Source organism: Frateuria sp. GZRR33, from assembly GCF_051900425.1.
Lineage (GTDB): Bacteria > Pseudomonadota > Gammaproteobacteria > Xanthomonadales > Rhodanobacteraceae > Frateuria_A.
In genome coordinates this window covers 142602-166934 of record NZ_JBHZGK010000002.1, presented here as the reverse complement: position 1 = coordinate 166934, position 24333 = coordinate 142602, and the positions used below count along the sequence as shown (strand labels likewise).

Sequence of the window (24333 nt, the reverse complement as noted above, 5' to 3'; positions counted from 1 at the left end):
CGATGCAACGTGAAAGCCTCGGCTCGGCGGGCGACGCGCAAGAAAAAAAGCCCGGCCATCGCTGGCCGGGCTCCGTACTGTCCTGCGATCCCGCGGCTCAGCCGGCGACGTCGGCCTGCTCCAGCGCCACGGCGACCGCATGGACCACCGCCGCGATGCGGATCGCGCTCTGGATCGGCTGCGCCGAGAGGCCGTGCTTGCGCAGGGTCTTCTCATGCGAATCCACGCACATGCCGCAACCGTTGACCGCCGCCACGGCCAGCGAGGCGAGTTCGAAGTCGATCTTGGTGCCGCCGGGATTCATCATCGCGTTCATGCGAAGCCCTGCGCGCAGCGTGCCGTATTCGGGCTCGCTGACCAGGTGCACGAAGCGGTAGTAGATCGTGTTCATGCCCATGATGGACGCGGCCACGCGGGCGCCGTTGAGCTCCTCGGCACTGGCATGCTGCGAGGCCTCCTCGGCCACTGCCTGGGTCAGCGGCTTGTAGCGCGAGGCGATCGCCGCGGCGAGCGCGACCACCATGATCTGTTTCTGCGCCAACCCCGGCGCACCGCCCTCGCTCAGCACCGAATCGAGGTTCAGGCGCAGGTCCTTGGCGTAGTCGGGAAGCTGGCTCTTGAGGTCGGCAAGACTCATGGGGACACCTTCTTGAAGTCCAAAAAAAAGGCCGGCGGCGAAGCGGGCTTCGCCGCCGGCTGGGGAGTCCGCGCGTCCGTGGGGAGGGGGAGGGATCCGGACGCGCGGTTACTGCAAGCGAGAGGCGATCAGGCGACCTTGAGGGTGTCTTCGCCCTGGTGCCAGTTGCACGGGCACAGCTCGTCGGTCTGCAGGGCGTCGAGCACGCGCAGCACTTCCTGCGGGTTGCGCCCGACCGAGCCATCGGTCACGTAGACGAAGCGAATGATGCCTTCCGGGTCGACCAGGAAGGTCGCGCGCTGCGCCACACCATCGGCGGTCAGGATGCCCAGCGCGTTGCTGAGATCCTTCTTGATGTCCGCCAGCATCGGGAACTTGAGGTCGCGCAGGTCCTTGTGGTCCTTGCGCCAGGCCAGGTGCACGAACTCCGAGTCGGTGCTGGCGGCCAGGACCTGGCAGTCACGGTCGGCAAACTGCTCGTTGACGTCCGAGAAGCCCTTGATCTCGGTCGGGCAGACGAAGGTGAAGTCCTTCGGGTAGAAGAACACGCACAGCCACTTGCCCTTGTAGGTGTTGTTGTCGATCGTGCTGAAGGCCTTGTCCAGGTTCTCGATCGAGACGGTGGCCGGGACGCTGAACTGGGGGAACTTGTCGCCGATGGTGAGCATGGGCTTCTCCTTAAGGTGCGGGTGGTTAGGCGATCGGTGAGAGCATCATGGGCGCCGTCGATGGCGCGTCATGAGGGCAAGGTTACGCACCGCCCCGGCATTGTTCAAATTGATTGTTGCCATCACACTCATAGGCACGATCTATCGGAGTGGACCATGAACCTGCGCGACCTTGCTTACCTGGTGTCGCTGGCCGAACACCGCCATTTCGGGCGCGCGGCCGAGGCCAGCTTCGTCAGCCAGCCGACCCTGTCCACGCAGATCAAGAAGCTCGAGGACGAGCTCGGCGTGGCGCTGGTCGAGCGCACGCCGCGCAAGGTGCTGCTGACCGAGACCGGCCGCGAGATCGCCCGTCGCGCCCGCGGTGTGCTGGCCGAGGTCGACGAGATCCGCGCCATCGCCCAGCGCACGCGCGACCCGGAGGCCGGCCGGCTGCGGCTGGGCGTGTTTCCCACGCTCGGGCCCTACCTGCTGCCGCACCTGGTGCCCGCGGTGCGCCAGCGTTTCCCGCGGCTGGAACTGCTCCTGATCGAGGAGAAGACCGAACAGGTCATCCGCATGCTGCGTGAGGGTTCGCTGGACGTGGGCATCCTTGCCCTGCCGATCCACGAGGAAAGCCTGCATGCCGAATTCCTGTTCGAGGAACCGTTCGTGCTGGCAGTACCCAACGACCATCCGCTCGCCCACCGCAAGGCGCGCCTGAAGCTGGCCGACCTGGAGGACGAAAGCCTGCTGCTGCTCGAAGACGGCCACTGCCTGCGCGACCAGGCGCTGGAGCTGTGCCAGCTTGCCGGCGCCGGCGAAAAGGTCGGTTTCCGCGCCACCAGCCTGGAGACGCTGCGCCAGATGGTCGCGGCGAACGTGGGCATCACCTTGCTGCCGACGCTGGCAATCAAGCCGCCGGTGGCGAGGACCGACAACGTGCAGCTGCTGGAATTTTCAGGCCACGCGCCGAGCCGTCGGATCGCGCTGGTGTGGCGCAAGAGTTCTTCGCTCGGGCCGTTCCTCGAGCGCTTCGCCGACGTGGTGCGGGGCCTGCCCACGGAACTGCTCAAGCCGGAGCTGGCGGAGCCGGCCACCACCACCCGGCGCAAGCGCGCCTGACGCGCTTCCACAGGGGGATTACCGATGCAGCGACTGCTGTGGCTGGGGTTGTTCGTGCTGCTGGGTTGGGGCGCGCTGGGCTGGTGGCAGCAACGCCCGCTGCACCCGCCGCCCGGCGTACTCGCCGCGCAGGCGCCCGAACAGGTGAACCTGGACGACGGCGCCCTGCTCCAGCGTGGCGACACCGTGTTGCGGACGCGCGCCCACATCGCACTGACCGCACGCGTGCTGTCGCGCGAGGACTATCGCTGGGATGCCGGTGCTTCGCTTGCACCGACCGACCTGGCGCTGGGCTGGGGCCGCATGTCCGACAGCGCCGTGCTCGCCGGCATCGATATCAGCCAGTCCGGTCGGTTCTTCTATTGGCACGTGCGCGACTACCCGATCCCGCGCCGCGAGATCGAGACCTCGGCAACCAACATGCACCTCATTCCGGCCGACGACGACGTGCGCTACGCGATGAAGCACGTACGCCCGGGCGAGCTGGTGCACCTGGAAGGGTTTCTGGTCGACGCCAGCCGTCCGGACGGCTGGCACTGGCGCACCTCGCTGCGCCGCGACGACACCGGCAACGGCGCCTGCGAACTGGTGTATGTGGAAGCGTTGGAGCCGGTCGCGCCGTGAGTGCCGCATGGGGCATCCACCCTGTGCGCGACCGTGAAGCGCGCGGTCACGCACAGGTGCGCGCTCCTACAGGCGCCTGGCCAGTGCGGCCATGCGCTGCGCATCGGCCAGCACGCCGTGCAGGATGCGCAGTTCACGCTCGTCGGGCTGCGCGCGCTGGAACAGGCGGCGCAGGCGCAACATGATCGTGGTCGGTTCACGGCCTTTGTGGAACTCGATGTCGTCGAGCGTCTGCCCCAGGTGCTCGAAGAAGCGCTCCATGTGCGCCGCATCGGCCGGCGGCTCGTCGTGCTCGGCTGGCGCGGCCACCGGTGTGTCGCCGAGCATCGCCAGGCGCTGCTCGTAGGCCATCACCTGCACCGCCTGGGCCAGGTTGAGCGAGCTGTAGTCCTCCACGCTGGGGATGCGAACCATCGCGTGGCAGCGCGCCAGCTCCTCGTTCTCCAGGCCGGTGCGTTCGTTGCCGAAGACCAGCGCGACCTGCTCGCCGCGGGCAGCAGCCGCGAGCGCCTGGGCGGCGCCCTCGCGGGGCGTCAGCTCAGGCAGGTTCACGCCGCGCCGCCGCGCCGACAGCCCCAGCGCGAAGGTCACGCCCGCCAAGCCGTCGACCAGCGCATCGTTCACGCCCGCCTCCGCCAGCACCTGCACCGCGTTGGCCGCCAGCGCATCGGCCTCGCGGCTGGGAAACTCCGCCGGCGCGACCAGCTCCAGCCGGGTGAAGCCCATCGTGCGGATGGCGCGGGCCGCGCTGCCGATGTTGCCCGGGTGCGAGGTGCGCACGAGCACGAAGCGGAACAGTCGGGCGAGATCGGCGTGGTCGGTCATGGCGGCTGAGGCAACAGGCGGGACCGCCAAGGATAGCCGCCTTCGGACGCCCCAACGCCGGCTCTGCTAGAATCGCCGGCCGCATTTGTGCTCTTTTCCCAAAGCCGAAGCCATGCCAAGACCCGCCGTCACCATCGCGGCACGTGCCGCGCGCGCCGCAGGCAACGTGATCCTGCGCTACATGAACCGCATCGACGGCCTGCACGTGGTCGAGAAGCACCGCATGGATTTCGCCTCGGAAGTCGACCGGCTGGCCGAGGCCGAGATCGTCAAGGAACTGCGCCGCGCCTATCCGGACCACGCGATCCTCGCCGAGGAAGGCGGTGCGACCGGCAAGAGCCCGCTCACCTGGGTGATCGACCCGCTCGACGGCACGCACAACTACCTGCGCGGCATCCCGCACTTCTCCGTGTCGATCGCGCTGGTCGAGAAGGGCGTGCCGATCTATGGCGTCGTGTTCGATCCACTGCGCGACGAGCTGTTCACCGCCAGCAAGGGCGACGGCGCCTACCTCAACGACCGCCGCATCCGTGTCTCGCGCCGCGAGAACCTGGGCGGCGCGATGATCGCCACCGGCTTTCCCTACCGCCAGCGCGAGCACCTGGACGCCCAGTTGGCGATGACCCGCGCCCTGCTCGGCCAGGCCGAGGACATCCGCCGCTGCGGCTCGGCCGCGCTGGACCTGGCCTACACCGCCGCCGCGCGCTACGACGGCTATTTCGAGATCGGCCTCAAGCCCTGGGACATGGCCGCCGGCGTACTGCTGGTGCACGAGGCGGGCGGGCGCTACGGCGACTTCGCCGGCCGCGACGGCATGCCCGCCAGCGGCAACCTGATCGCCGCCAACCTCAACGTCGCCAAGGCGATGACCGACGCGATCGGTGCGCAGGCGACGCCGGCATTGCTCAAGGCCTGAGCGCCCCAGGCATCCGCACGTGAGGGCGCCTGCGGGCGCCCTTTTTCGTGGCCCACAGCCAGCCGCGGCCTGGCTTGAATGCATCCCTGGCCTCCCCTTCCCCTCGAAGGGGAGGGTTTCAGAGCGCGTGCAACTGGCCCCCTGTGCCTGATGCAAGCCCGCCTCCCACCAGCGCTCGCCTGCCTGCGCAGCAGGCGAGCGCCGCTGTAGATCTTTCCAGCCGGAGCGTTTTTTCCACCCCCGGGAACGCAGGGTTCCCGGCCCGCACGCACCTCGCGCTGGCATCCGCATTGCAACGCCCCTGCTCGTCCGAAGGGCCCGCGACGCATCGCATCGCCCTTGCGGGCGAGGGAACGTCCGTCGCCATCGAGGCACCACCGGTGCCGATGGGCGGAAGCGGGTCCGCACCCCGCCGGACCCGTCGTTTTCCGCTGGACGCCGGGAAGGCGGCCAGCCGAGCCTTGCAAAACAACGATCGGATGTACCAACGGAGATAACCCATGAGCCGGCAACAGTCCCCAGGCAATCAATCCAACAGCAACAAGACCCAGCACGCCGCCAACGGCACGATCGACGGGGCGCGCGGCAAGCTCAGCGTGCGCGAGGCAGGCCGCAAGGGCGGCCTGCGCGTGCGCGAGTTGATCAACCGCGGCCGCCAGGTCGAGGCACGCCAGAGCGAACAGCGCCCGAACTGAGGGCGCACCACGACAGGAGGGCTTCACATGGCATCACAGAAAAACCAGGGCGACCACGGCAAGCAGGCCGGCGGCAGCCAGCACGACAAGGGCGACATGACCGTGCGCGAAGCGGGCCACAAGGGTGGCGAGATCGGCGGCCACAAGGGCGGTCAGCGCACGCGCGAACTGATCGAGGAAGGCAAGCAGGCCGAAGGCCGCGGCGACAGCCGCAAGTGACCCACGGCGGCGTCAGGGCCGCCTACCGAGGAGCATCGACATGGCAAAGCAAAGCGACAACCAGCACGACAAGGGCGACATGACCGTCCGCGAAGCCGGCCAGAAGGGCGGCCACAAGGGCGGCGAGATCCGCAAGGAACAGCTCGGTCCGGACGGCTACTCCGAGCTGGGCCACAAGGGCGGCCAGCGCGTGCGCGAACTGATCGAGGAGGGCAAGCAGGCCGAAGGCGAGAACAGGAAGTAGCCTCCCGGGCCTGACGTAGGGTGGGCTTCAGCCCACCATGCCGCACCGCGCGGGTGGGCCGAAACCGACCCTACGCCACCTAGGCCTGCCCGCCGCCCTCGCGCAGGAACTCGCGCAGGAACGGTACCGTGATGCGCCGCTTGGCGGCCAGCGAGGCCTGGTCGAGCCGATCGAGCAGGTCCAGCAATGCCGCCAGGTCGCGGGCGTAGTGGCTGAAGAGCCAGTCCAGCACGGCCTCGTCCAGTCCGATGCCGCGCGCCGCGGCCTGCTCGCGCAACACGGCGCGGCGTTCGCCGTCGTCGAGGGCCTTGAGCGCAAACTGCGTACACGCGCCCAGGCGCGAGCGCAGGTCTGGCAAGCCGATGCCCAGTTGCGCCGGCGGCGCCTCGGCGGCGAACAGCATCGCGCCGCCTTCGGCGCGCACCTGGTTGTAAAGGTCGAACAACGCGTGCTCGGCGGCGCCCTCGCCGGCCAGCACGCCCAGATCGTCGATCGCCAGCAGCTCGCTGCTGCCCACCCCGCGCAGCGCGCCGATGTGTTCGTGCATGGCCGAGAGCGGCAGGTATTGCACGCGCCTGCCAGCCGCACTGGCCGCCTGGCAGGCGGCCAGAAGCAGGTGGCTGCGTCCGCTGCCTGCCGTTCCATGCAGGTAGACCCAGGGCGCCCCGGGAACCTCGGCCAGCGTCCGCACGGCCGCCAGCGCCGCGGCGTTGGCGCCGGCGTGGAAGTGTTCGAAGCGCTGCCGGCGCGGCCAGCGCAGCGCGAGCGGCAACTGCGGGATCATGGCGACTGGTCGCCCGCGCTGCCGCGGGGCGCGGACACCCTCGCGCCGCCCTGCCCGGTCCCGTCGGCGGTGTTCACCGTGACGTCGACCTCGGCGATGACCGGATCGTCCGCGCCCGGCTGCGTGTAAAGCTCGCTCAGGCGGTAGCGTTCGAGCAGGTAGCGCAGCAGCACCATGATCACCGAAGCGGCCGGCAACGCCAGCAGCACGCCGAGGAAGCCGAACAGGTAGCCGCCGGCCAGCACCGCGAAGATCACCGCCACCGGGTGCAGGCCGATCTTGTCGCCCACCAGCTTGGGCACCAGCACGTAGCCTTCGAGCAACTGGCCCACGACGAACACGCCGCAAACCATCAGCGGGTGCGCCCAATCGCCGTACTGCACCAGCGCGGCAACGATCGCCGCGCCGAAGCCGACCATGAAACCGAGATACGGCACGAAACTGAGCAGGCCGGCCACCATGCCGATCAGCGGGCCGACCGAGAGCCCGACCAGGGTCAGCGCCACGCCGTAGAAGATCCCCAGCCCGAGCATCACCAGCAGCTGCCCGCGCACGAATGCGCCCAGCACGGCATCGGACTCGCGCGCCAGGTGCGCCACCGTCGGCTGTACCGAGCGAGGCAGCACGCTGTCGATGTAGGCGATCAGCCGGTCCCAGTCACGCAACAGATAGAACGCCACTACCGGCACCAGCACCACGTTGGTCAGCCACATCACGGCGCCGAGGCTGGAGCGCGAGACGGTGCCCAGTACGGTGGTCGCCACCGCCCCGATCGAACCGATGTGCGCGCGGATAGCGGCCATCAGGCGGCTGGTGTCGAACGCGTCCGGGTCGAGCCTGAGCTTGCGCTGCAGCCAGGGCAGCGCGGTGTTCTGGATCCAGTCGACGTAGCGCGGCAGGTTGTGGACCAGGTTTTCGATCTGGTCGGAGATCAGCGGCACCAGCAGCAGCAGCGCGCCGACCAGCAGCAGGATCAGCACGAAGAACACGACGCTGACCGCCCAGGTGCGGTTCATGCCAAGCCGCTCGAGCCGGTCGGCGAGCGGATCACCGAGGTAGGCCAGCATGCCGGCGACGGCGAAGGGCATCAGCACCGGCGCCAGCAGCCACACGAGGAAGCCGATCACCAGCACGATCGCGAGCAGCTGCCAGCGGCGGGAGATGTCGTGGGTCACGAACGGGCCTCACAGTGGTGGTACGTGGTCCTGCCGGAACGCGCGGTCGCGCGTCCTGCCATCCCCCGGTCGCGCATGCTGGCGCGCGCCTGCAGGATCAACGGTTCAGTGCAGCCACTGCAGGCTGGCGTCCGCCCCGGCGTGGGGCGTGCCCTGGATCACCCGCCCGCCTGCGGCCAGGCTGGCAGCGAGCGCGGCCGGCGGCATGCTCGCCTTGATGCCGAGCAGGAAACCCTCGTTGTCGGCCGCCAGCGTGTTCACCTCGCGCACCGAGGGGTCGGCCTGCAGCATCGCCAGCAGATTGGCGTAGGCCTGCGCCGATTCGACCCGGCTCACCCACAGCTTGCCGGTGCTGATGCCCGCGCCGATCACGTTGAGCTGCTTGCCCAGGCGATCGGCCAAGCCATTGCCGGCATCCGCCAGCAGCGCGTCGGCACTGACCGCCTGGTCGCTCCACGGCATCGCTTTGCCGCCGGAGACCAGCGTCCAGTCCGCGCTACCGCCCTTGAGGTTGCCGACCAGGATCAGGCCGGTGTGGTAGCGCTGGGTGATCATCGCCAGCGCCGTCGGATCGGCATTCGCCACCGCCGACGCTTCGGGCACGTGCGACGGATCCGGATAGGCCAACTGGTAGCCGCGCGCCGCGGCCGCCTGCGCCAGCGCGCCCAGCGCGTCCTGGCCGAGCAGGCTGCCGTCGCTGCCGTGCACCAGCACCAGCACCGGGGGCTTGACGCCTGCGGCCGGCACGCCGATCTGCGCGATAAGACGACGCACCGCGCCCGGATCGAAATTCACCTGCAGCACGATGCCGGTGCCGGCACGCTGGTACTGGAACTGCTGCACCAGGCCCGGCGCCCCCTTCAGCGCGTCCTCGTAGCCGGGCTTGCTGCGCAGGTCCTGGCCACCGGCCACGCGCTCGAGCACCTGCGCCAGCGCGGTGGCGAAGGCTTCGTCGCGTTGCGCCTCGCTGGTGTCGGTGACCGGCACCACTACCGCGTACGGCGAGCCTGGCACGGGCGCCGGCACTTGCGCCCATGCCGCTGGCGCAAGCAGACCCAGCAGGAGAAAGGCGAAAAGCAGGCGTGGCAGGCGCATGGGCTCGGGTTCGTCCGTGGCGGCTCGGATAACCGGGGAGTCTGCCCAATCCGGCTCCCAGCGTCCATCCGCGCGGCCGATGCAGGGTGCGCGGCTGCATTTCCCGGGACGCCGGACCGCCGTGCGGCGCCGTGCGGCGCCGCGCCGCGCCGCCGGGAGCGTGCTGGTAGAATTGCACGCTTTCCCCAAGGCCCTCTTCGCCATGTCCGACGCCCTCACCTACCGCGCCGCCGGCGTCGATATCGACGCGGGCAATGCCGTGGTCGAACGCATCAAGCCACTGGTCAAGCGCACCTTCCGTCCGGAGGTGATGGGCGGGCTGGGCGGTTTCGGCGGTCTGTTCGATCTCGCGGGACGCTACCGGGAGCCGGTGCTGGTTTCCGGCACCGATGGCGTCGGCACCAAGCTCAAGCTCGCCCAGCAGTTGGGCCGCCACGACACGATCGGCATCGACCTGGTCGGCATGTGCGTCAACGACGTGCTGGTGCAGGGCGCCGAGCCGCTGTTCTTCCTGGACTATTTCGCCACCGGCAAGCTCGACGTGGACACCACCGTGGCGGTGGTCGGCGGCATCGCGAAGGGTTGCGAGCTGGCCGGCTGCGCGCTGATCGGCGGCGAGACGGCCGAGATGCCGGACATGTATCCGCCGGGCGAGTACGACCTGGCCGGGTTCACGGTCGGTGCGGTGGAGAAGTCGCAGCTGCTTTCGGGCGACGCGATCGTGGCCGGGGACGTGATCCTCGGCGTCGCCTCCTCCGGTCCGCATTCCAACGGTTATTCGCTGGTCCGCAGGATCGTCGAGCGCGCCGGCAGCGCGCTCGATCTCGATCTGGATGGCGTGACGCTCGCCGACGCGCTGATGGCGCCGACCACGATTTACGTCAAGCCGATGCTGGAGCTCTTGAAGACCCAGCCCGTGCATGGGATGGCGCACATCACCGGCGGCGGCCTGAAGGAAAACATCATCCGGGTCGTGCCCGATGGCCTGGGCCTGGCGCTCGACGCCGATGCGATCGTGCTGCCGCCGGTGTTCGACTGGCTGATGCGCGAAGGCAAGGTCGCGCGCGAGGAGATGTGGCGCACGTTCAACTGCGGCGTCGGCTTCACCGTGATCATGCCGCGCGATGCGGTCGATGCTGCCGCGGCGCTGCTCGCGAAAAATGGGCTGGCCAGCCGCGTGATCGGCGAGGTGGTCAAGGCGCAGGGCGACGAGCGCGTCCACATCGGCTGATACAGAACTTCCCTGAGCGCAGGCGCGCAGCGCCGAAGCCGACCCGCCGCCGGCTTCGGACCGCCAGAACCACGCCCACGGCGAACGGCACAGACACACATGCCCCACCCACTTCGCATCGCCGTCCTCGCCTCCGGGCGCGGCAGCAACCTCGCCGCGCTGCTGGCTGCGCGCGAGCGCGGCGAGCTGGCCGCCGAGTTCGTGCTGGTCGCCAGCGACAAGGCGACCGCGGGGGCGCTGCGGCTGGCGGACGACGCAGGCATACCCACGCTGGTGCTGGATCCGAAGGCGTATCCGGACCGTCGCGCGTTCGACCTGGATCTGTTCGGCCAGCTCGCCGCCCGCGGCACCGAGCTGGTCGTGCTGGCCGGCTTCATGCGCATCCTGGATGGCGAGGCGATCGCGCCCTGGGCGGGGCGCATGCTCAACATCCACCCGTCGCTGTTGCCCAGGTACCGCGGCCTGCACACGCACCGGCGCGCGCTGGAAGCGGGCGACCGGGAACACGGCGCCAGCGTGCACTTCGTCACCGCCGAACTCGATGGCGGCCCGGTGGTGGCGCAGGCCGTGCTGCCGATCGAACCGGGCGAGGACGAGCACCGCCTGGCGCAACGGCTGCTGCCGCTGGAACACCGCCTGCTGCCGGCGGTGGTCGCGCTGATCGCCGAAGGCCGGCTGGCCTGGCGCGATGGCACGCCCTGGCTGGACGGCGCGCCGCTCGCCGCCCCGATGCGGCTTGCCGAACGCGGGCTCGTGCCGGCCTGAACCCGATGTTCAGCGAGCGGTGGGCACACTCGGGCGCATGACCTTCCGCCACCTCCTGCGCCTCGCCGGCGCCCTGCTGCTGGCCAGCGCCAGCGGCCTTGCCCTCGCCGCTCCGCCCAAGGCGTTCACCGCCACCTACCGCGTCCTGCGCGACGGCTCGCCGATGGGCGAGGCCACCGTCAGCCTCAAGCCGCTCGGCAACGGCCAGTGGGAGTACAGCAAGCACCTGCGCGGCACGTCCGGGCTCGCCGCGCTGCTGGGTGCGAACCTGGACGAGGTTTCGCGCTTCCGCTGGAAGGGCGACGTGCCCGAGGCCCTCAGCTACGACTATCGGCTGGACGCGGCGATCAAGTCCAAGCAGCGCCACGTCGCGGTGGATTGGGGCAAGCACCGGGTCACCGTGGACGAAGGCAAGGGCGCGATCACCTATGCGACGCAGCCGGGCATGGTCGAGCGCAATACCACCGCGCTGGCGATCGGGATGGCGCTGCGCGACGGGCAGAAGCAGATCGCGCTGCCGGTGGCGGTCAGGCAGAAGGTGGAGACGCAGCGGTTCAAGGTCACCGGCAGGGAGAAGGTGACTGTGCCGGCCGGGGGCTTCGACGCCGTGCGGGTGGATCGTACGGACGCCGACCGCGGCTTCAGCGCCTGGTATGCGCCGGATCGCTATCCGTTGCCGGTGAAGCTGTCGCAGAAGGACGGCGGCAATCTGACGATGGAACTGGTGAGCTTCCGGTAGCGCTCCAGGCACCGCCTCGCCTTGATGGGTCAGTCGCCTGCTCTTGAACGAGCTGCTGCCGCTTTACCGCGGGCGCTCGGAGCTGAGGCAAAAGGGCTTGCGCGTTTGGGTCAGGAGGGCCGAACTTTGCGCCCTCTCCCTCCGGGGGGCTGAGGTGGGGGGCGGGGCTGCCCTTCGCGCTCTGACTTCAGTCCACTACGTATGCCGCACGCGCGGCTGGTGGGCTGAGGCCCACCCTACGGGATCTCGCTGAGTCGCCCACGAGCCCTATTGCAACGAGCAAAAGCGTGCGTGGGAACGTCAGCTCGGCAAACGGCGGATCCTTGCGCCGAGCACGCCGAGCTTCTCCTCGATGTTCTCGTAGCCGCGATCGATGTGGTACACGCGATCGACCGTCGTATCGCCACGCGCGACCAGCCCGGCCAGCACCAGGCAGGCGGAGGCGCGCAGGTCGGTGGCCATGATCGGCGCGCCACTCATGTGGTCGACGCCCTGGATGATGGCGGTGTTGCCTTCGAGGCGGATGTCCGCGCCCAGGCGCTTGAGTTCCTGCGCGTGCATGAAGCGGTTCTCGAACACCGTCTCGGTGATCACGCCCACGCCTTCGGCCACGCAGTTGAGCGCGGTGAACTGCGCCTGCATGTCGGTCGGGAACGCCGGATACGGCGCGGTGACGATGTTGACCGCCTTCGGACGGCGGCCACCCATGTCCAGTTCGATCCAGTCGGCGCCGGTGGAGATATGCGCGCCGGCCTCCTCCAGCTTGGCCAGTACCGCGTCCATCGTGCCGGCGCGGGCGCCGCGGGCACGCACCTTGCCGCCGGTCATCGCCGCGCCGACCAGGAAGGTGCCGGCCTCGATGCGGTCGGGCAGCACTTCGTATTCGGCCCCGTGCAGACGCTCGACGCCATGCACGATGAGCGTGGCGGTGCCGATGCCTTCGATCTGCGCGCCCATCGCGGCCAGGCAGTGCGCCAGGTCGACGACTTCCGGCTCCTGCGCGGCGTTCTCGATGATGGTGGTGCCTTCGGCCAGCGTGGCGGCCATCAGGATGTTCTCGGTGCCGGTGACGGTGACCATGTCCATGGCGATGCGCGCACCCTTCAGGCGCTTGGCGCGGGCACGGATGTAGCCGTTTTCGACGGTCACCTCGGCACCCAGCGCCTGCAGGCCGCGGATGTGCTGGTCGACCGGGCGCGAACCGATCGCGCAACCGCCCGGCAGCGATACTTCAGCCTCGCCGAAACGGGCGACCAGCGGGCCGAGCACCAGGATCGAGGCGCGCATGGTGCGCACCAGGTCGTACGGCGCGACGTGGCTTTCGATGGTGCGTGGGTCGACGTGCATCTTCATGCGGTCGTCCAGCACCAGGTTCACCCCCATGCGGCCGAGCAGTTCGATGAAGGTGGTCACGTCGTGCAGGTGTGGCACGTTGGAGATGGTCACCGGACCGTCGGCCAGCAGGCAGCCGGCGAGGATCGGCAGCACGGCGTTCTTCGCGCCGGAAATGGCGACTTCGCCGTGGAGCGGCTCGCCGCCGCTGATCAGGATCTTGGCCATGAGGGGGTCCTTCGTGGAAAGCAGGAAGCCGGCGCAGCCTCAGCGGCGCGCCGCGGCTTCCTCGGGAGTCAACGTCTTGAGCGCCAGTGCATGGATCGCCCCGCCCATCAGATCGCCCAGCGTGGCGTACACCATGCGGTGGCGCGCCAGCGGCAGCTTGCCGGCGAACTGGCTGGCCACCACGGTGGCCTCGAAATGCACGCCGTCGTCACCGCTGACCTGCGCATTCGCGCCGGGCAGGCCGGTTTCGATCAGTGCCTGGATGCGGGCAGGGTCCATCGGAGGGGTCCATCGTCGGCGCGCGGGCGCGGTTGCATCAACGGTTGATGAACCCAGTGCGCGGCCATATGACGTTAAAATGCGGATATGCCATGGTAATGGAATTCCCGTGGCACAGAAATGCCAAAGGCCGTCGGCCGCCCCAGCAGAGACCCCATGAACGCTCGCATCGCTCCGCCCGTCGCCAACCTGGACCCGGACGCCATCGCCCGCAGCGGGCGCACGGTGATCGCCACCGAGGCGGCCGCGATCCGCGCGCTCGAACCGCGGGTGGATGCCAGCTTCGTCGAAGCGTGCCGGCTGATCCTGGCCTGCCGCGGACGCCTGGTGGTGAGCGGGATGGGCAAGTCCGGCCACATCGGGCGCAAGATCGCCGCCACGCTGGCCTCGACCGGCACGCCGTCGTTCTTCGTGCACCCGGGCGAGGCCAGCCATGGCGACCTGGGCATGATCCAGCCCGACGACGTGGTGCTGGCGCTGTCCAACTCCGGAGAGACCGACGAGCTGCTGTTCATCCTGCCGGTGATCAAGCGCCAGGGGATTCCGCTGATCGCCATCACCGGCAACCCGAAGTCCTCGCTCGCGCACCAGGCGGACGTGCACCTGGACGCCAGCATCTCCAGCGAAGCCTGCCCGCTCGGTCTGGCACCGACCGCCAGCACGACCGCGGCGCTCGTGATGGGCGACGCGCTGGCGATCGCGCTGCTCGAAGCGCGCGGCTTCACTGCCGAGGATTTCGCCCGTTCGCACCCGGCCGGAAGCCTCGGCCGCCGCCTGCTGCTCCACATCAGCGACATCATGCACACCGGCGAAGGCATCCCGACGATCGCGCCGGATGCCAGCCTCACCGAGGCGCTGATGGAGATGACGCGCAAGCACCTGGGCATGACCGCGGTGGTCGATGCCGACCGGCGGCTGCTGGGCGTCTTCACCGATGGCGACCTGCGCCGCGCGCTGGACGACGAAGGGGTGAACCTGCGCGGCGCCACCGTCGATGCGCTGATGACCCGCGGCCCGAAGACGATCACCTCCGACAAGCTGGCGATCGAAGCGGCTCAGCTCATGGAGAAGCACCAGATCCACGCGCTGCTGGTGGTGGACGAGCGGCAGCGCGTGGTTGGCGCGCTGAACATCCACGACCTGCTGCGCGCCAGGGTCGTCTGACCTGTCTCGACCAACCAGGCAATCCAGTCAAGGTCGCTTTTGACGTTCCCCACGACAGTTCCGAACCGTGCCCACTTCTTCCTACCTCACCAACCTCCCCGCCGACCTGCTTGCCCGCGCCGCCGGCATCCGCCTGGCGGTGTTCGACGTGGACGGCACGTTGACCGACGGCCGCCTGTACTACGGCGAAGACGGTCGTGAGACCAAGGTGTTCTTCGTGCAGGACGGCCTGGGCCTGAAGCGGCTGCAGGTGCATGGCGTGCAGGTGGCGATCATCAGCGCGCGGATCAGCCACCCGGTGGCGCTGCGTGCCGAGGAACTGGGCATCACCCACGTCTACCAGGGCCAGGGCGACAAGCGAGTGTGCCTGCTGGAACTGCTCGACGCGCTGAAGCTGGCGCCCGAGCAGGTCGCCTTCGTCGGCGACGACCTGCCCGACCTTCCGGCGATGCGTATCGCCGGGCTCGCCGTGGCCGTGGCCAACGCCCACCCATGGGTGATCGAACAGGCGCAATGGACCACCAGCCGCGCCGGCGGCCAGGGCGGCGCGCGGGAGGTCTGCGACCTGATCCTGCACGCCCAGGGCAAGGCCGGCAATGAGAAGGAGCGCTGGCGGTGAGGGAGTGGCTGCGCGATCGCCGCCTCGCGGCGGCCATCGTCGTGGTCGCGCTGCTCGCTGGCGTGGCCCAGCTGTTGCTGTGGTGGATCGGCCCGCCGCCGAAGGCCAACGAGTTCGTCGGCCCGCCACGCTCGGGCTACACGCTGACCGACTTCAGGCTGACCCAGTACGGCACCGACGGCCTGCCCAGCTTCCTGATCCACGCGCCGCAACTGGAACGGCGCGAGGGCGACGAATCGCTGTACATCAACGCGCCCGAATTCCGCCTGCCCTCCAACCAGCCGGCGGTGCCCGACTGGCTTGGCCACTCGCTGTACGGCTGGGTCAACCACGACGGCACCCTGCTCAAGCTGCAGGGGCCGGTGCACCTGGAGCGGGCCGCGTTCGACGACACGCCGCGCACGACGATCGACACGTCCGACGTCACCGCCTGGCCGAAGCAGAACCGTCTCGAGACGGCCGCGCCGGCGCAGCTGGTGCAGGGCGGCACTAGAATCCACGGCGTCGGCATGCGTGCCGACCTCAACGACAAACACCTGGAGCTGCTCGATGACGTCCATGCCACGTTCCCGCCCCGCCAGCACGCGCGCTAGCACCCGCGCCAGCTGGGCGCTGGCCCTGCTGGGCCTGCTGGTGCTGGCGCCGGTACAGGCCAAGCGCACCGACCGCGACCAGCCGATGGACGTGCAGGCCTCGCACTTCGACGGTTTCCGCAAGCCCGATAGCACCACCACGCTCAAGGGCAACGTGGTGATCACCCAGGGCTCGCTGAAGGCCACCGGCGACCTGGCCAAGGTGCACTTCGATGCGAACGCCGAGATCGACAGCGTGGTGCTCACCGGCAGCCCGGCGCACATCCAGCAGCTGGACGACAACGGCAACCTGATGCAGGGCGCGGCCGCCACCATCGACTACCAGGTGGCCAGGGACTTCGCCGTGCTGCAGGGTCACGCCTCGATCACCCAGCAGGGCCGCGGCGAGGCGCACGGCGACCGCCTCACCTACAACACGCAGACCAGCGAGATGACCGGCGACAGCGGCGGCGACGGTCGCGTGCACATGATCTTCAAGCCCCAGCCGAAGTCGCAAGCGGCCACACCCGCCACAAGGCCGGCATCCGCTGCCAGCGCGCCCGCCCCCGCCACCAGCAGCGGGCAGCCCTGACCGATGCTCGCTGCCGAAGGCCTGCAGAAACGCTACCGCTCGCGCCAGGTCGTGCGCGATTTCGGTTTTTCGATCCGCCAGGGCGAAGTGGTCGGCCTGCTCGGCCCCAACGGTGCCGGCAAGACCACCTGCTTCTACATGGTGGTGGGCCTGGTCGAGGCCGACGGCGGCACCATCCGGCTGGACCGGCAGGACATCACCGGGCTGCCCATGCACGCCCGCGCCCGGCTGGGCATCGGCTATCTGCCGCAGGAGGCCTCGGTGTTCCGCCGGCTCTCGGTGGCCGACAACATCATGGCGGTGCTGGAGCTGCGCGAGGGCCTCACCGCCCGCCAGCGCAACGAACAGCTCGAAGGCCTGATGGACGAGCTGAAGATCGCCCACATTGCCGGCCAGAAAGGCATCAGCCTTTCCGGCGGCGAGCGCCGCCGCGTGGAGATTGCCCGCGCGCTGGCCGCACAGCCGCGCTACATGCTGCTGGACGAGCCGTTCGCCGGCGTCGACCCGATCTCGGTGGGCGAGATCCAGCGCATCGTGCGCCACCTGAAGGAACGCGGCATCGGCGTGCTGATCACCGATCACAACGTGCGCGAGACGCTGGGCATCTGCGACCGCGCCTACATCCTGAACGACGGTGAGGTGCTCTCGCGCGGCACGCCCGCGCACATCCTTGCCGACGAGAAGGTGCGTGAGGTCTATCTGGGGCGCGAGTTCAAGCTCTGAAGCGGTGATGTGACGCAGGGCCCGCCAGCACCTGCCATCGCTATGGTCGCGTCACACCCGCCGGGGTAGGATGATCCCACGTCCCTCCGCACCGGCTGGCATGAAACCCGGACTCCAGTTCCGACTCAACCAACAGCTCACCCTGACGCCGCAGTTGCAGCAGGCGATCCGGCTGTTGCAGCTGTCGCAGCTGGAGCTGGAAGCGGAACTTCGGCAGATCGCCGAAGGCAACCCGCTGCTGGAGTTCGAGGAAGAATCGGCGGAGCCCGGCGAAACCGAAGAAGAAGGCTTCAGCGCCGCTCCGGCCGAGGCGCCCACCGTCGACCACAACGTGGACGACGGCGCCGACTGGGGCGAGACCGATGGCCCCGCCGAGGCGCCCATCGATTTCTCGCTCGGCAGCAGCGCGCCATCGGGCAGCCGCGGCGAGGAGGACTTCGAACCCCAGAACGCCGCGCCAGAAACCCTGCAGGAACACCTGCTTTGGCAGTTGAACCTGTCGCCCTTCAATACGCGGCAGCGCCTGATCGCCACCGTCATCATCGACGCGCTCAACGCCGACGGCTACCTCGCCGAAGGCATCGAAGGCGTGCTCGCGGCGTTGCCGGCGGACCTCGACGCGGGCGCCGACGAGGTGGAGGCGGTACGCCGGCAGCTGCAGCGGTTCGATCCCACCGGCATCGCCAGCCTCGACCTGCGCGATTGCCTGCGCGTGCAGCTGGAGCAGTTCGATGCGGACACGCCCCAGCGCGGGCTCGCGCTGCAGATCGTCGCCGGCGAACTCGAACTGCTCGCACGCAACGACGTCGCCAAGCTCGCGCGCAAGCTGCGCGCGAGCGAGGAAGAAGTCGCCGCCGCGGCGCTGCTGATCCGCAGCCTCGACCCGCGCCCGGGCGCCGCACTCGACGCCACGCCGGTCGAGTACGTGGCGCCGGACGTCTACGCCTACAAGGAAGGCAGCCGCTGGAAGGTGAGCCTCAACCCCGACTGCCAGCCCCGGCTGGGCCTCAACCAGCACTACTGCAGCCTGATCGCGCAGGCGCGCGGCGAGGATGCCAGCTGGATGCGCGGCCAGCTGCAGGAGGCGCGCTGGTTGATCAAGAGCCTGGAATCGCGCGCCGAGACGCTGCTGAAGGTCGCCGACGCGATCGTGCGCCGACAGAGCGCCTTTCTCGACTACGGCCCCGAAGCGATGCACCCGCTGGTCCTGCGCGAGGTCGCCGAGGAAGTCGGCATGCACGAATCGACCATCTCGCGCGTGACCACGCGCAAGTACATCCATACCCCGCGCGGCACGTTCGAACTCAAGTACTTCTTCTCCAGTGGCGTCTCGACCGAGGACGGTGGCGGCGCCTCGGCCACCGCCATCCAGGCGATGATCAAGAAACTCGTCGACGCCGAGGACGCACGCAAGCCGCTGTCCGACCAGGCCCTGGCCGAGGAGCTCAACCGCAAGGGCATCCAGGTGGCCCGCCGCACCGTCGCCAAGTACCGCGAGGCCCTGCGCATCCCCAGTTCCAGCGAGCGCCAGCGCGCTGGCTGACCGTCCCCTGAAACCCAGCACTTGGAACCGGCCCGAACGATCCCATACGAATGAGTGAACCGGCATGCCGCCACGGCATGCGAACCCGCCGCCCCACGGCGGCCCGTAACAGAGGAGGCGCCCCATGCAGTTCCAACTCACCGGCCAGCAGATCGAAGTCACGCCCGCCCTGCGTGCGCATGCCGAGTCCCGGCTCGATCGCCTGACCCGCCTCGACGAAAGGTGCCTGGGCCTGACCATGGTGCTGTCGATCGACAAGCTGCAGCACTGCGCCGACGCCACCTTGAGCACCACGGGTGCCGCGCTTCATGCGGCGGCGTGCGGTGCGGACATGTACGCCTCCATCGACATGGTGTTCGACAAGCTCGCCGCGCAGTTGCGTCGCCATCGCGACAAGGTGACCGACAAGCACCAGCAGGAGGCGCGGGAAGCCCGCCAGATCGGCTGAGCGCCCCCGCCCGGCAAAAAGGCCCGCCCCGGTGGCGGGTCTTTTTTTGCCCGAAGCGACGTGCCCAACATCAAGCCCGCCGCCGCGGCCGCGGGAGGCTGCCGACAGGCGGCTGGGAGCGACTTTGGCGAGCGATATCCGTGTCAGCCCGCCGCAGGGCTTCACCCATCCGCCCCGCAGGCACCTTCCCCGTGAACCGGCAAGGATCCAGCACGCAAGCCAGATACCGCGAGCGCATCGATCGTCCCTGCGACACCCTCTCACCCCCGCCCTCGCCCGCATAGCTGGCACAATGGCGCCCATTGCCATACGGCTGGGAAACCTCTTGGAACGCCTGACCGCACGACAACTCTTCGACGGTGTCCACGAGCGCATGGGCCTGCGCTGGGTGTCGGGCATGCGTGGCGAAGGGCGCGTACTCGAGCCCGGCGCCACCGCCACCCGGCGCCCGTCGCTGATCGGCTACCTGAACGTGATCTACCCCAACAAGGTGCAGATCATCGGTACCGAAGAGCTCAACTGGCTCGACAGCCTGGACTCGCGCCAGCGCTGGGAGGCAATGCACAAGATCGCCGCCTACCAGCCGGTGGCGTTGATCGTGACCAAGGACCAGACCATCCCCTCCGACCTGCGCGAGGTGGCCGAGGAGACCCACACGCCGCTGTGGATCAGCGCCAAGCGCGGCCACGAGCTGCTGACCTGGATGCAGTACCACCTGGCGCGCCTGCTGGCGCCGCGGATCACGTTGCATGGCGTGTTCCTGGAGGTCTTCTCCATCGGTGTGCTGATCACCGGCGAGTCCGGTTCGGGCAAGAGCGAGTTGGCGCTGGAACTGATCAGCCGTGGCCATCGGCTGGTGGCCGACGACGCCACCGAGTTCACCCTGATCGCGCCCGACGTGATCGACGGCACCTGCCCCGAACTGCTGCAGGACCTGCTCGAAGTGCGCGGCCTGGGCGTGCTCAACGTGCGCGAGATGTTCGGCCACACCGCGGTCAAGCATTCGAAGTACCTGCGGCTGGTCGTGCACCTGAAGCCGCTGCGCGAGGGCGAGGACATCGATGCGGCGACGCGCCTGACCGGCGATACCAGCCACCGCGAGATCCTGGAAGTCTCCGTGCCCATGATCACCATTCCGGTCGCCCCCGGCCGCAACCTGGCGGTACTGGTGGAAGCGGCGGTGCGCCACCATATGCTCAAGAGCAAGGGCATCGATCCCGCACAAACCTTCATCGATCGCCAGGCGCACCAGATGCGCCGGCTTCCGCCGTGGTGAGCTCTCCCATGACTACGAACGAAACCGCGTCGACGACCGGCCTCAACGATCCCAACGCCGTGCATCTGGTGGTGCTGACCGGCATGTCCGGCGGCGGCAAGACGGTCGCGCTTCGCGCGCTGGAGGATCTGGAGTTCTACTGCGTCGACAACCTGCCCAGCGGCCTGTTGCCGCAACTGGTGCAGTCGGTGCGCCGCGATGGCGGCGGACGCCGTCGGCGCATCGCGGTAGGCGTGGACGTGCGCAACCGCGGCGAGGATTTCGAGCACATGCCGCTGGTGCTTTCCGACCTGGCGGCGGCTGGCGTGCACGTGCACCTGGTCTTCATCGACTGTCGCGACGAAGTGCTGATCAAGCGCTATTCGGAAACCCGCCGGCGCCATCCGCTGGCGATCCGCGGTGTGTCACTGGCCGACGCGATCGCCGAAGAGCGCCGCCTGCTGCGCCCGCTGATCGGCATCGCCGAGAAGGTGATCGACTCGAGCGACCTCAACGTGCACCAGTTGCGCCGGCTGATCGCCACCGGCTACGCCGCGGCTACCGAAGGTCTCACGCTGATGGTCCAGTCGTTCGCCTTCCGCCGTGGCCTGCCGCTGGACTCGGATTTCGTGTTCGACGCGCGTTGCCTGCCCAACCCGCACTGGCAGCCGAAGCTGCGCCCGCTCTCGGGCAAGGATGCGCCGGTGCGCGAGTTCCTCGAGGCCGACCCGATGGTTGGCGAATACTTCGCCGACACTGCCCGCTGGCTCGACGCCTGGCTGCCGCGCTTCGAACAGGACGACCGCAGCTACGTCACCATCTCGGTCGGCTGCACGGGCGGGCGGCACCGCTCGGTGTACCTGGTCGAGCGCCTGGCCCAGCACTACCGCGCCAGGCGCGAAGGCGTGCTGACCTTCCATCGCGAGCTCGAATGATCATGTCCGCTTTTTTTCATGCCTGCAGGAACGCACCTGTGCGCGACTGCCATGCTGGCCCTGCGACGGCATCCGGACACGCCGTCGCATCCGGGTCGCGCGCAGGTGCGCTCCTGCGGGGCGGACGTATGGGCCGCGGTGGCGGCCGCCCGGCGGGGTTGCGTCCATGAGCGTCGGCGTTCTCCTGATGACCCACGAGGCGGTCGGCAAGGCGCTGATCTCTGCCGCTCACCACGTCATGCCCAAGCTGCCGCTCAGGGTCGATGCGGTGGAGGTACCGGCGCACGCCGACCCGGACGTGATGCGCACGCTCACCGCCCATCACGCCCGTGAGCTCGACCAGGGCGACGGCGTGCTGGTGCTGGCCGACCTGTATGGCGCCACGCCCTGCAACATCGGCCTTTCGCTCACGGCGCTGGGGGTACGGTTGCGTTGTGTGTCCGGGCTCAACCTCCCGATGCTGCTGCGCGTGCTCAACTACGCCGAGAAACCGCTGGACGAACTGGCACAGGTGGCTGCCCATGGCGGCCGCGGAGGAATCTTCATCGACCATGCTTGAGCAGGAAATCACCGTCTCCAACAAGCTCGGACTGCACGCGCGCGCCTCGGCCAAGCTGGTGCAGCTCGTGCAGGGCTTCAAGTCCACCGTGTGGCTGGTCAGCAAGGGCCGCGAGGTCAACGCGCAGAGCATCATGGGCGTGATGATGCTTTCGGCCGGCCTGGGCACCCCGCTCACCGTGCGCGCCGACGGGCCCGACGAAGCGCAAGCGCTCGCCGGCGTCGTGGCGCTGTTCGAGCGCAAGTTCGACGAGGGCGCATGAGGCAACTGCTGCCCGGCACCGCCGCCTCCAAGGGCATGGCCCTGGGCCGCGCACGCCTGGTACAGCCGAGCCGCTACCTCGTTGACACCCGCCCGCTGGCCGAGGACGAAATCGAGGGCGAACTGGAGAACCTGCACCGCGCGCTCGACACCGCGCGGCAGGAACTGCACGAACTGCGCGGCCGCCTGCACGGCGCGCTGGCGCGCGAAGTCAACGAATTCATCGACGCCCACAGTCTCCTGCTCGACGACAAGGAACTGCTGCGCGGCCTGGACGACCTGATCCGCGTCGGCCATTACCGCGCCGGCGTGGCGCTGAAGAAACAGCGCGACCGCCTGGCCAAGGTGTTCGAGGCGATGGACGACCCCTACCTGCGCAGCCGCCGCGAGGACGTCGACCAGGTCATCAACCGGGTCATTTCCGCGCTGCAGCGCCAGACCAGCCGCGAGGAGCGCAAGCTCGCCGCCCGCGTGGGCGAGATCCTGGTCGCCGACACCATCGCACCGGCCGACATGGCGCACCTGGTCGGCAACGGGTTGCTGGGCGTCGTGGCAAGCTCGGGCAGCGCCTACTCGCACAGCGCGATCCTGGCGCGCAGCCTGGACCTGCCGATGCTGGTCGGTACGCGGGACGCGCTGGCCACCATCCACGACGAAGACCTGATCCTGCTCGACGCCGAACGCGGCGAAACCATCGTCCACCCCACCGCGCAGGATCTCGCCCGCTACCGCGCCTGGCAGCGCGAGGCCGCGGCCGAAGGCCGGCGCCTGGCCAAGCTCGCCAACGCCCCCACGCGCACCCGCGACGGCGTGCCGGTAAAGCTGTTTGCCAACGCCGAGACCGCCACCGACATCGCCATGGCGCGCGCCCGCGGCGCCGATGGCGTGGGCCTGTACCGCACCGAATTCCTGTTCCTCAAGCACAAGGGCCTGCCGTCGGAAGACGAGCAGTTCAACGCCTACCGTGATCTGGTGCTGGGCATGGGCGGCCTGCCGGTCACCATCCGCACGCTGGACCTGGGTGCCGACAAGGCCGACGCGGCGGGCCTGGCCCTGCGCGGCGAGGACAACCCGGCACTGGGCGTGCGCGGCGTGCGCCTGTCGCTGCGCTATCCGGCCGTGTTCACCACGCAGATCCGCGCGATCCTGCGCGCCGCGTGCTACGGCCCGGTGCGCGTGCTGGTGCCGATGGTCACCCAGCCGGACGAGCTGATCGCCGTGCGCACGCTGTTCAAGCTGGCACGCGAGGACCTCAAGCACGAGAACGTCGACCTGCCGGAAAAGCTGCCGCTGGGCGCCATGGTCGAAGTCCCCGCCGCCGCGCTCAACGTGCGCGCGCTGCTGGAACACGCCGACTTCCTCGCCATCGGCACCAACGACCTGGCGCAGTACGTGCTCGCCGCCGACCGCGGCAACGACGGCCTGGAAAACATCTACAACCCGCTGCAACCGGCGCTGCTGCGCCTGATCGCCTACGTCATCGCCGCCGGCCGCCGCGCCGGCAAGCCGGTGAGCCTGTGCGGCGAGATCGGCGGCGACGTCGGCTTTACCGCCCTGCTGCTGGCGTTGGGCCTGTGCGAATACAGCATGCACCCCAGCCAGATCCTGCACGTACGCGACCGCCTGGCCACCCTCGACCACGCCGGCCTGCGCCGCGAGGCGCCACGTCTGCTTCGTGCGCACACCCACGAGGATGTCGAGGCGCTGCTCGCGCAACTCGCGGGCCAGGAGCCCGCCGGCTCCTAGCGCCAAAGCGCAGACCTGCGGTCATTCGACCGGCCTGGGCACGTCACCGGGAAGTTCAGGCACCCGCGCCTCGGCAGCTCATGCCGGTGATTCCGGGGCCCGGATGCGCTTATTCATTTCGGCATGGCCTGCTCTCGACGCACAGGACAAGCAGCGCAACGTCGTGACCCGATCGCTGGTTATCCCCAGACGCTGATGCCGCCGCAAGAAGTCCCATCTCGCAAAAGAAAAACCCCCGACGGATCGGGGGTTTAGGATCGAAAATACTAAGAAGGGTCGATGGTAGGTTTTAGAAGGGTTCTTGATACCTGAGCGTCGTCTTCAGGTGACGCAGTTCTAGGCAGCGAGCTAACGTA

General features: G+C 69.1%; 29 protein-coding genes. 21 read left to right on the top strand and 8 right to left on the bottom strand.

The window, feature by feature from the left end:
• Positions 1-97: 97 nt before the first annotated feature.
• Together ACFWZU_RS03165 and ACFWZU_RS03160 are read right to left on the bottom strand one after the other, a co-directional pair.
• Entirely contained in the window at positions 98-637 is a 540-nt protein-coding gene (locus tag ACFWZU_RS03165) for a carboxymuconolactone decarboxylase family protein (protein ID WP_439699957.1), read from the bottom strand.
• A 128-nt stretch (positions 638-765) separates the two neighbouring features.
• On the bottom strand, positions 766-1305 hold the full coding sequence (locus tag ACFWZU_RS03160; RefSeq protein WP_439699956.1) for a peroxiredoxin: 540 nt from the start codon (positions 1303-1305) through the stop codon (positions 766-768).
• A 156-nt stretch (positions 1306-1461) separates the two neighbouring features.
• On the opposite strand from ACFWZU_RS03160, the gene oxyR reads away from it, so the two are divergent.
• A complete protein-coding gene (oxyR, locus tag ACFWZU_RS03155; protein WP_439699955.1) occupies positions 1462-2409 on the top strand; it encodes a DNA-binding transcriptional regulator OxyR in 948 nt (315 codons plus the stop codon).
• Positions 2410-2433: 24 nt separating this feature from the next.
• The gene (locus ACFWZU_RS03150; RefSeq protein WP_439699954.1) at positions 2434-3033 is read left to right on the top strand and encodes a hypothetical protein; all 600 of its coding nucleotides are present in this window, start codon (positions 2434-2436) and stop codon (positions 3031-3033) included.
• Positions 3034-3099: 66 nt separating this feature from the next.
• Here the strand turns inward: ACFWZU_RS03150 and ACFWZU_RS03145 are convergent, their stop codons facing one another.
• Positions 3100-3858: an RNA methyltransferase gene (locus tag ACFWZU_RS03145; RefSeq protein WP_439699953.1), complete on the bottom strand. Its 759-nt coding sequence runs from the start codon at positions 3856-3858 to the stop codon at positions 3100-3102.
• Between the two features lie 112 nt (positions 3859-3970).
• Here ACFWZU_RS03145 and ACFWZU_RS03140 point away from each other — a divergent pair, with 112 nt between their 5' ends.
• The 4 genes from ACFWZU_RS03140 to ACFWZU_RS03125 all read left to right on the top strand — a co-directional run bounded on the left by ACFWZU_RS03140 (position 3971) and on the right by ACFWZU_RS03125 (position 5932).
• Positions 3971-4774 carry an inositol monophosphatase family protein gene (locus ACFWZU_RS03140; RefSeq protein WP_439699952.1) on the top strand — a complete coding sequence of 268 codons (804 nt, stop codon included), beginning with the start codon at positions 3971-3973 and terminating at the stop codon, positions 4772-4774.
• A gap of 500 nt (positions 4775-5274) precedes the next feature.
• Positions 5275-5469, top strand: a complete 195-nt coding sequence (locus ACFWZU_RS03135; protein ID WP_439699951.1) for a hypothetical protein — start codon at positions 5275-5277, stop codon at positions 5467-5469.
• A 27-nt stretch (positions 5470-5496) separates the two neighbouring features.
• On the top strand, positions 5497-5688 hold the full coding sequence (locus ACFWZU_RS03130; protein WP_439699950.1) for a hypothetical protein: 192 nt from the start codon (positions 5497-5499) through the stop codon (positions 5686-5688).
• 40 nt (positions 5689-5728) lie between these two features.
• On the top strand, positions 5729-5932 hold the full coding sequence (locus tag ACFWZU_RS03125) for a hypothetical protein (RefSeq protein ID WP_439699949.1): 204 nt from the start codon (positions 5729-5731) through the stop codon (positions 5930-5932).
• Positions 5933-6011: 79 nt separating this feature from the next.
• Here the strand turns inward: ACFWZU_RS03125 and hda are convergent, their stop codons facing one another.
• The 3 genes from hda to ACFWZU_RS03110 form a co-directional block, all read right to left on the bottom strand.
• Positions 6012-6716 (bottom strand): DnaA regulatory inactivator Hda, encoded by a 705-nt coding sequence (gene hda / locus ACFWZU_RS03120; RefSeq protein ID WP_439699948.1) that lies wholly within the window; start codon positions 6714-6716, stop codon positions 6012-6014.
• Positions 6713-7891, bottom strand: coding sequence for an AI-2E family transporter (locus ACFWZU_RS03115; protein WP_439699947.1), 1179 nt, complete (start codon positions 7889-7891; stop codon positions 6713-6715). The genes hda and ACFWZU_RS03115 overlap by 4 nt, the downstream gene beginning before the upstream one ends.
• Positions 7892-7996: 105 nt before the next feature.
• On the bottom strand, positions 7997-8986 hold the full coding sequence (locus ACFWZU_RS03110; RefSeq protein WP_439699946.1) for a DUF2066 domain-containing protein: 990 nt from the start codon (positions 8984-8986) through the stop codon (positions 7997-7999).
• A gap of 202 nt (positions 8987-9188) precedes the next feature.
• Between ACFWZU_RS03110 and purM the strand changes: the two genes are divergently transcribed.
• The 3 genes from purM (at position 9189) to ACFWZU_RS03095 (ending at position 11721) form a co-directional block, all read left to right on the top strand.
• Positions 9189-10217: a phosphoribosylformylglycinamidine cyclo-ligase gene (gene purM, locus ACFWZU_RS03105; RefSeq protein ID WP_439699945.1), complete on the top strand. Its 1029-nt coding sequence runs from the start codon at positions 9189-9191 to the stop codon at positions 10215-10217.
• Positions 10218-10316: 99 nt separating this feature from the next.
• Positions 10317-10982, top strand: a complete 666-nt coding sequence (gene purN, locus ACFWZU_RS03100) for a phosphoribosylglycinamide formyltransferase (RefSeq protein ID WP_439699944.1) — start codon at positions 10317-10319, stop codon at positions 10980-10982.
• 37 nt (positions 10983-11019) lie between these two features.
• Positions 11020-11721, top strand: coding sequence for a DUF3108 domain-containing protein (locus ACFWZU_RS03095; RefSeq protein ID WP_439699943.1), 702 nt, complete (start codon positions 11020-11022; stop codon positions 11719-11721).
• Positions 11722-12021: 300 nt separating this feature from the next.
• Here ACFWZU_RS03095 and murA read toward each other — a convergent pair whose 3' ends face one another.
• Both murA and ACFWZU_RS03085 read right to left on the bottom strand, forming a co-directional pair.
• A complete protein-coding gene (murA, locus tag ACFWZU_RS03090; RefSeq protein ID WP_439699942.1) occupies positions 12022-13281 on the bottom strand; it encodes a UDP-N-acetylglucosamine 1-carboxyvinyltransferase in 1260 nt (419 codons plus the stop codon).
• A 39-nt stretch (positions 13282-13320) separates the two neighbouring features.
• Positions 13321-13560 carry a BolA family protein gene (locus ACFWZU_RS03085; protein ID WP_439699941.1) on the bottom strand — a complete coding sequence of 80 codons (240 nt, stop codon included), beginning with the start codon at positions 13558-13560 and terminating at the stop codon, positions 13321-13323.
• Between the two features lie 156 nt (positions 13561-13716).
• On the opposite strand from ACFWZU_RS03085, the gene ACFWZU_RS03080 reads away from it, so the two are divergent.
• From ACFWZU_RS03080 to ptsP, 12 genes are all read left to right on the top strand, one after another.
• Positions 13717-14724, top strand: a complete 1008-nt coding sequence (locus ACFWZU_RS03080; protein ID WP_439699940.1) for a KpsF/GutQ family sugar-phosphate isomerase — start codon at positions 13717-13719, stop codon at positions 14722-14724.
• A gap of 67 nt (positions 14725-14791) precedes the next feature.
• Complete coding sequence (locus ACFWZU_RS03075; protein WP_439699939.1) at positions 14792-15343, top strand: KdsC family phosphatase; 552 nt, start codon at positions 14792-14794, stop codon at positions 15341-15343.
• The gene (gene lptC / locus ACFWZU_RS03070; RefSeq protein WP_439700171.1) at positions 15334-15936 is read left to right on the top strand and encodes an LPS export ABC transporter periplasmic protein LptC; all 603 of its coding nucleotides are present in this window, start codon (positions 15334-15336) and stop codon (positions 15934-15936) included. Before ACFWZU_RS03075 ends, lptC begins: the two co-directional genes overlap by 10 nt.
• Entirely contained in the window at positions 15902-16507 is a 606-nt protein-coding gene (lptA, locus tag ACFWZU_RS03065) for a lipopolysaccharide transport periplasmic protein LptA (protein WP_439699938.1), read from the top strand. The genes lptC and lptA overlap by 35 nt, the downstream gene beginning before the upstream one ends.
• 3 nt (positions 16508-16510) lie before the next feature.
• Positions 16511-17230, top strand: a complete 720-nt coding sequence (gene lptB / locus ACFWZU_RS03060; protein WP_439699937.1) for an LPS export ABC transporter ATP-binding protein — start codon at positions 16511-16513, stop codon at positions 17228-17230.
• Positions 17231-17330: 100 nt separating this feature from the next.
• Positions 17331-18773: an RNA polymerase factor sigma-54 gene (locus ACFWZU_RS03055; RefSeq protein ID WP_439699936.1), complete on the top strand. Its 1443-nt coding sequence runs from the start codon at positions 17331-17333 to the stop codon at positions 18771-18773.
• A gap of 124 nt (positions 18774-18897) precedes the next feature.
• A complete protein-coding gene (gene hpf / locus ACFWZU_RS03050; RefSeq protein ID WP_439699935.1) occupies positions 18898-19221 on the top strand; it encodes a ribosome hibernation-promoting factor, HPF/YfiA family in 324 nt (107 codons plus the stop codon).
• A gap of 373 nt (positions 19222-19594) precedes the next feature.
• Positions 19595-20497, top strand: coding sequence for an HPr(Ser) kinase/phosphatase (gene hprK, locus ACFWZU_RS03045; protein ID WP_439700170.1), 903 nt, complete (start codon positions 19595-19597; stop codon positions 20495-20497).
• A gap of 8 nt (positions 20498-20505) precedes the next feature.
• Positions 20506-21411, top strand: coding sequence for an RNase adapter RapZ (gene rapZ, locus ACFWZU_RS03040; RefSeq protein ID WP_439699934.1), 906 nt, complete (start codon positions 20506-20508; stop codon positions 21409-21411).
• Positions 21412-21577: 166 nt separating this feature from the next.
• On the top strand, positions 21578-21970 hold the full coding sequence (locus ACFWZU_RS03035) for a PTS sugar transporter subunit IIA (RefSeq protein WP_209616384.1): 393 nt from the start codon (positions 21578-21580) through the stop codon (positions 21968-21970).
• A complete protein-coding gene (locus ACFWZU_RS03030) occupies positions 21963-22232 on the top strand; it encodes an HPr family phosphocarrier protein (RefSeq protein WP_439699933.1) in 270 nt (89 codons plus the stop codon). Before ACFWZU_RS03035 ends, ACFWZU_RS03030 begins: the two co-directional genes overlap by 8 nt.
• Positions 22229-23977: a phosphoenolpyruvate--protein phosphotransferase gene (ptsP, locus tag ACFWZU_RS03025; protein ID WP_439699932.1), complete on the top strand. Its 1749-nt coding sequence runs from the start codon at positions 22229-22231 to the stop codon at positions 23975-23977. The genes ACFWZU_RS03030 and ptsP overlap by 4 nt, the downstream gene beginning before the upstream one ends.
• The last annotated feature ends 356 nt before the right edge of the window (positions 23978-24333 follow it).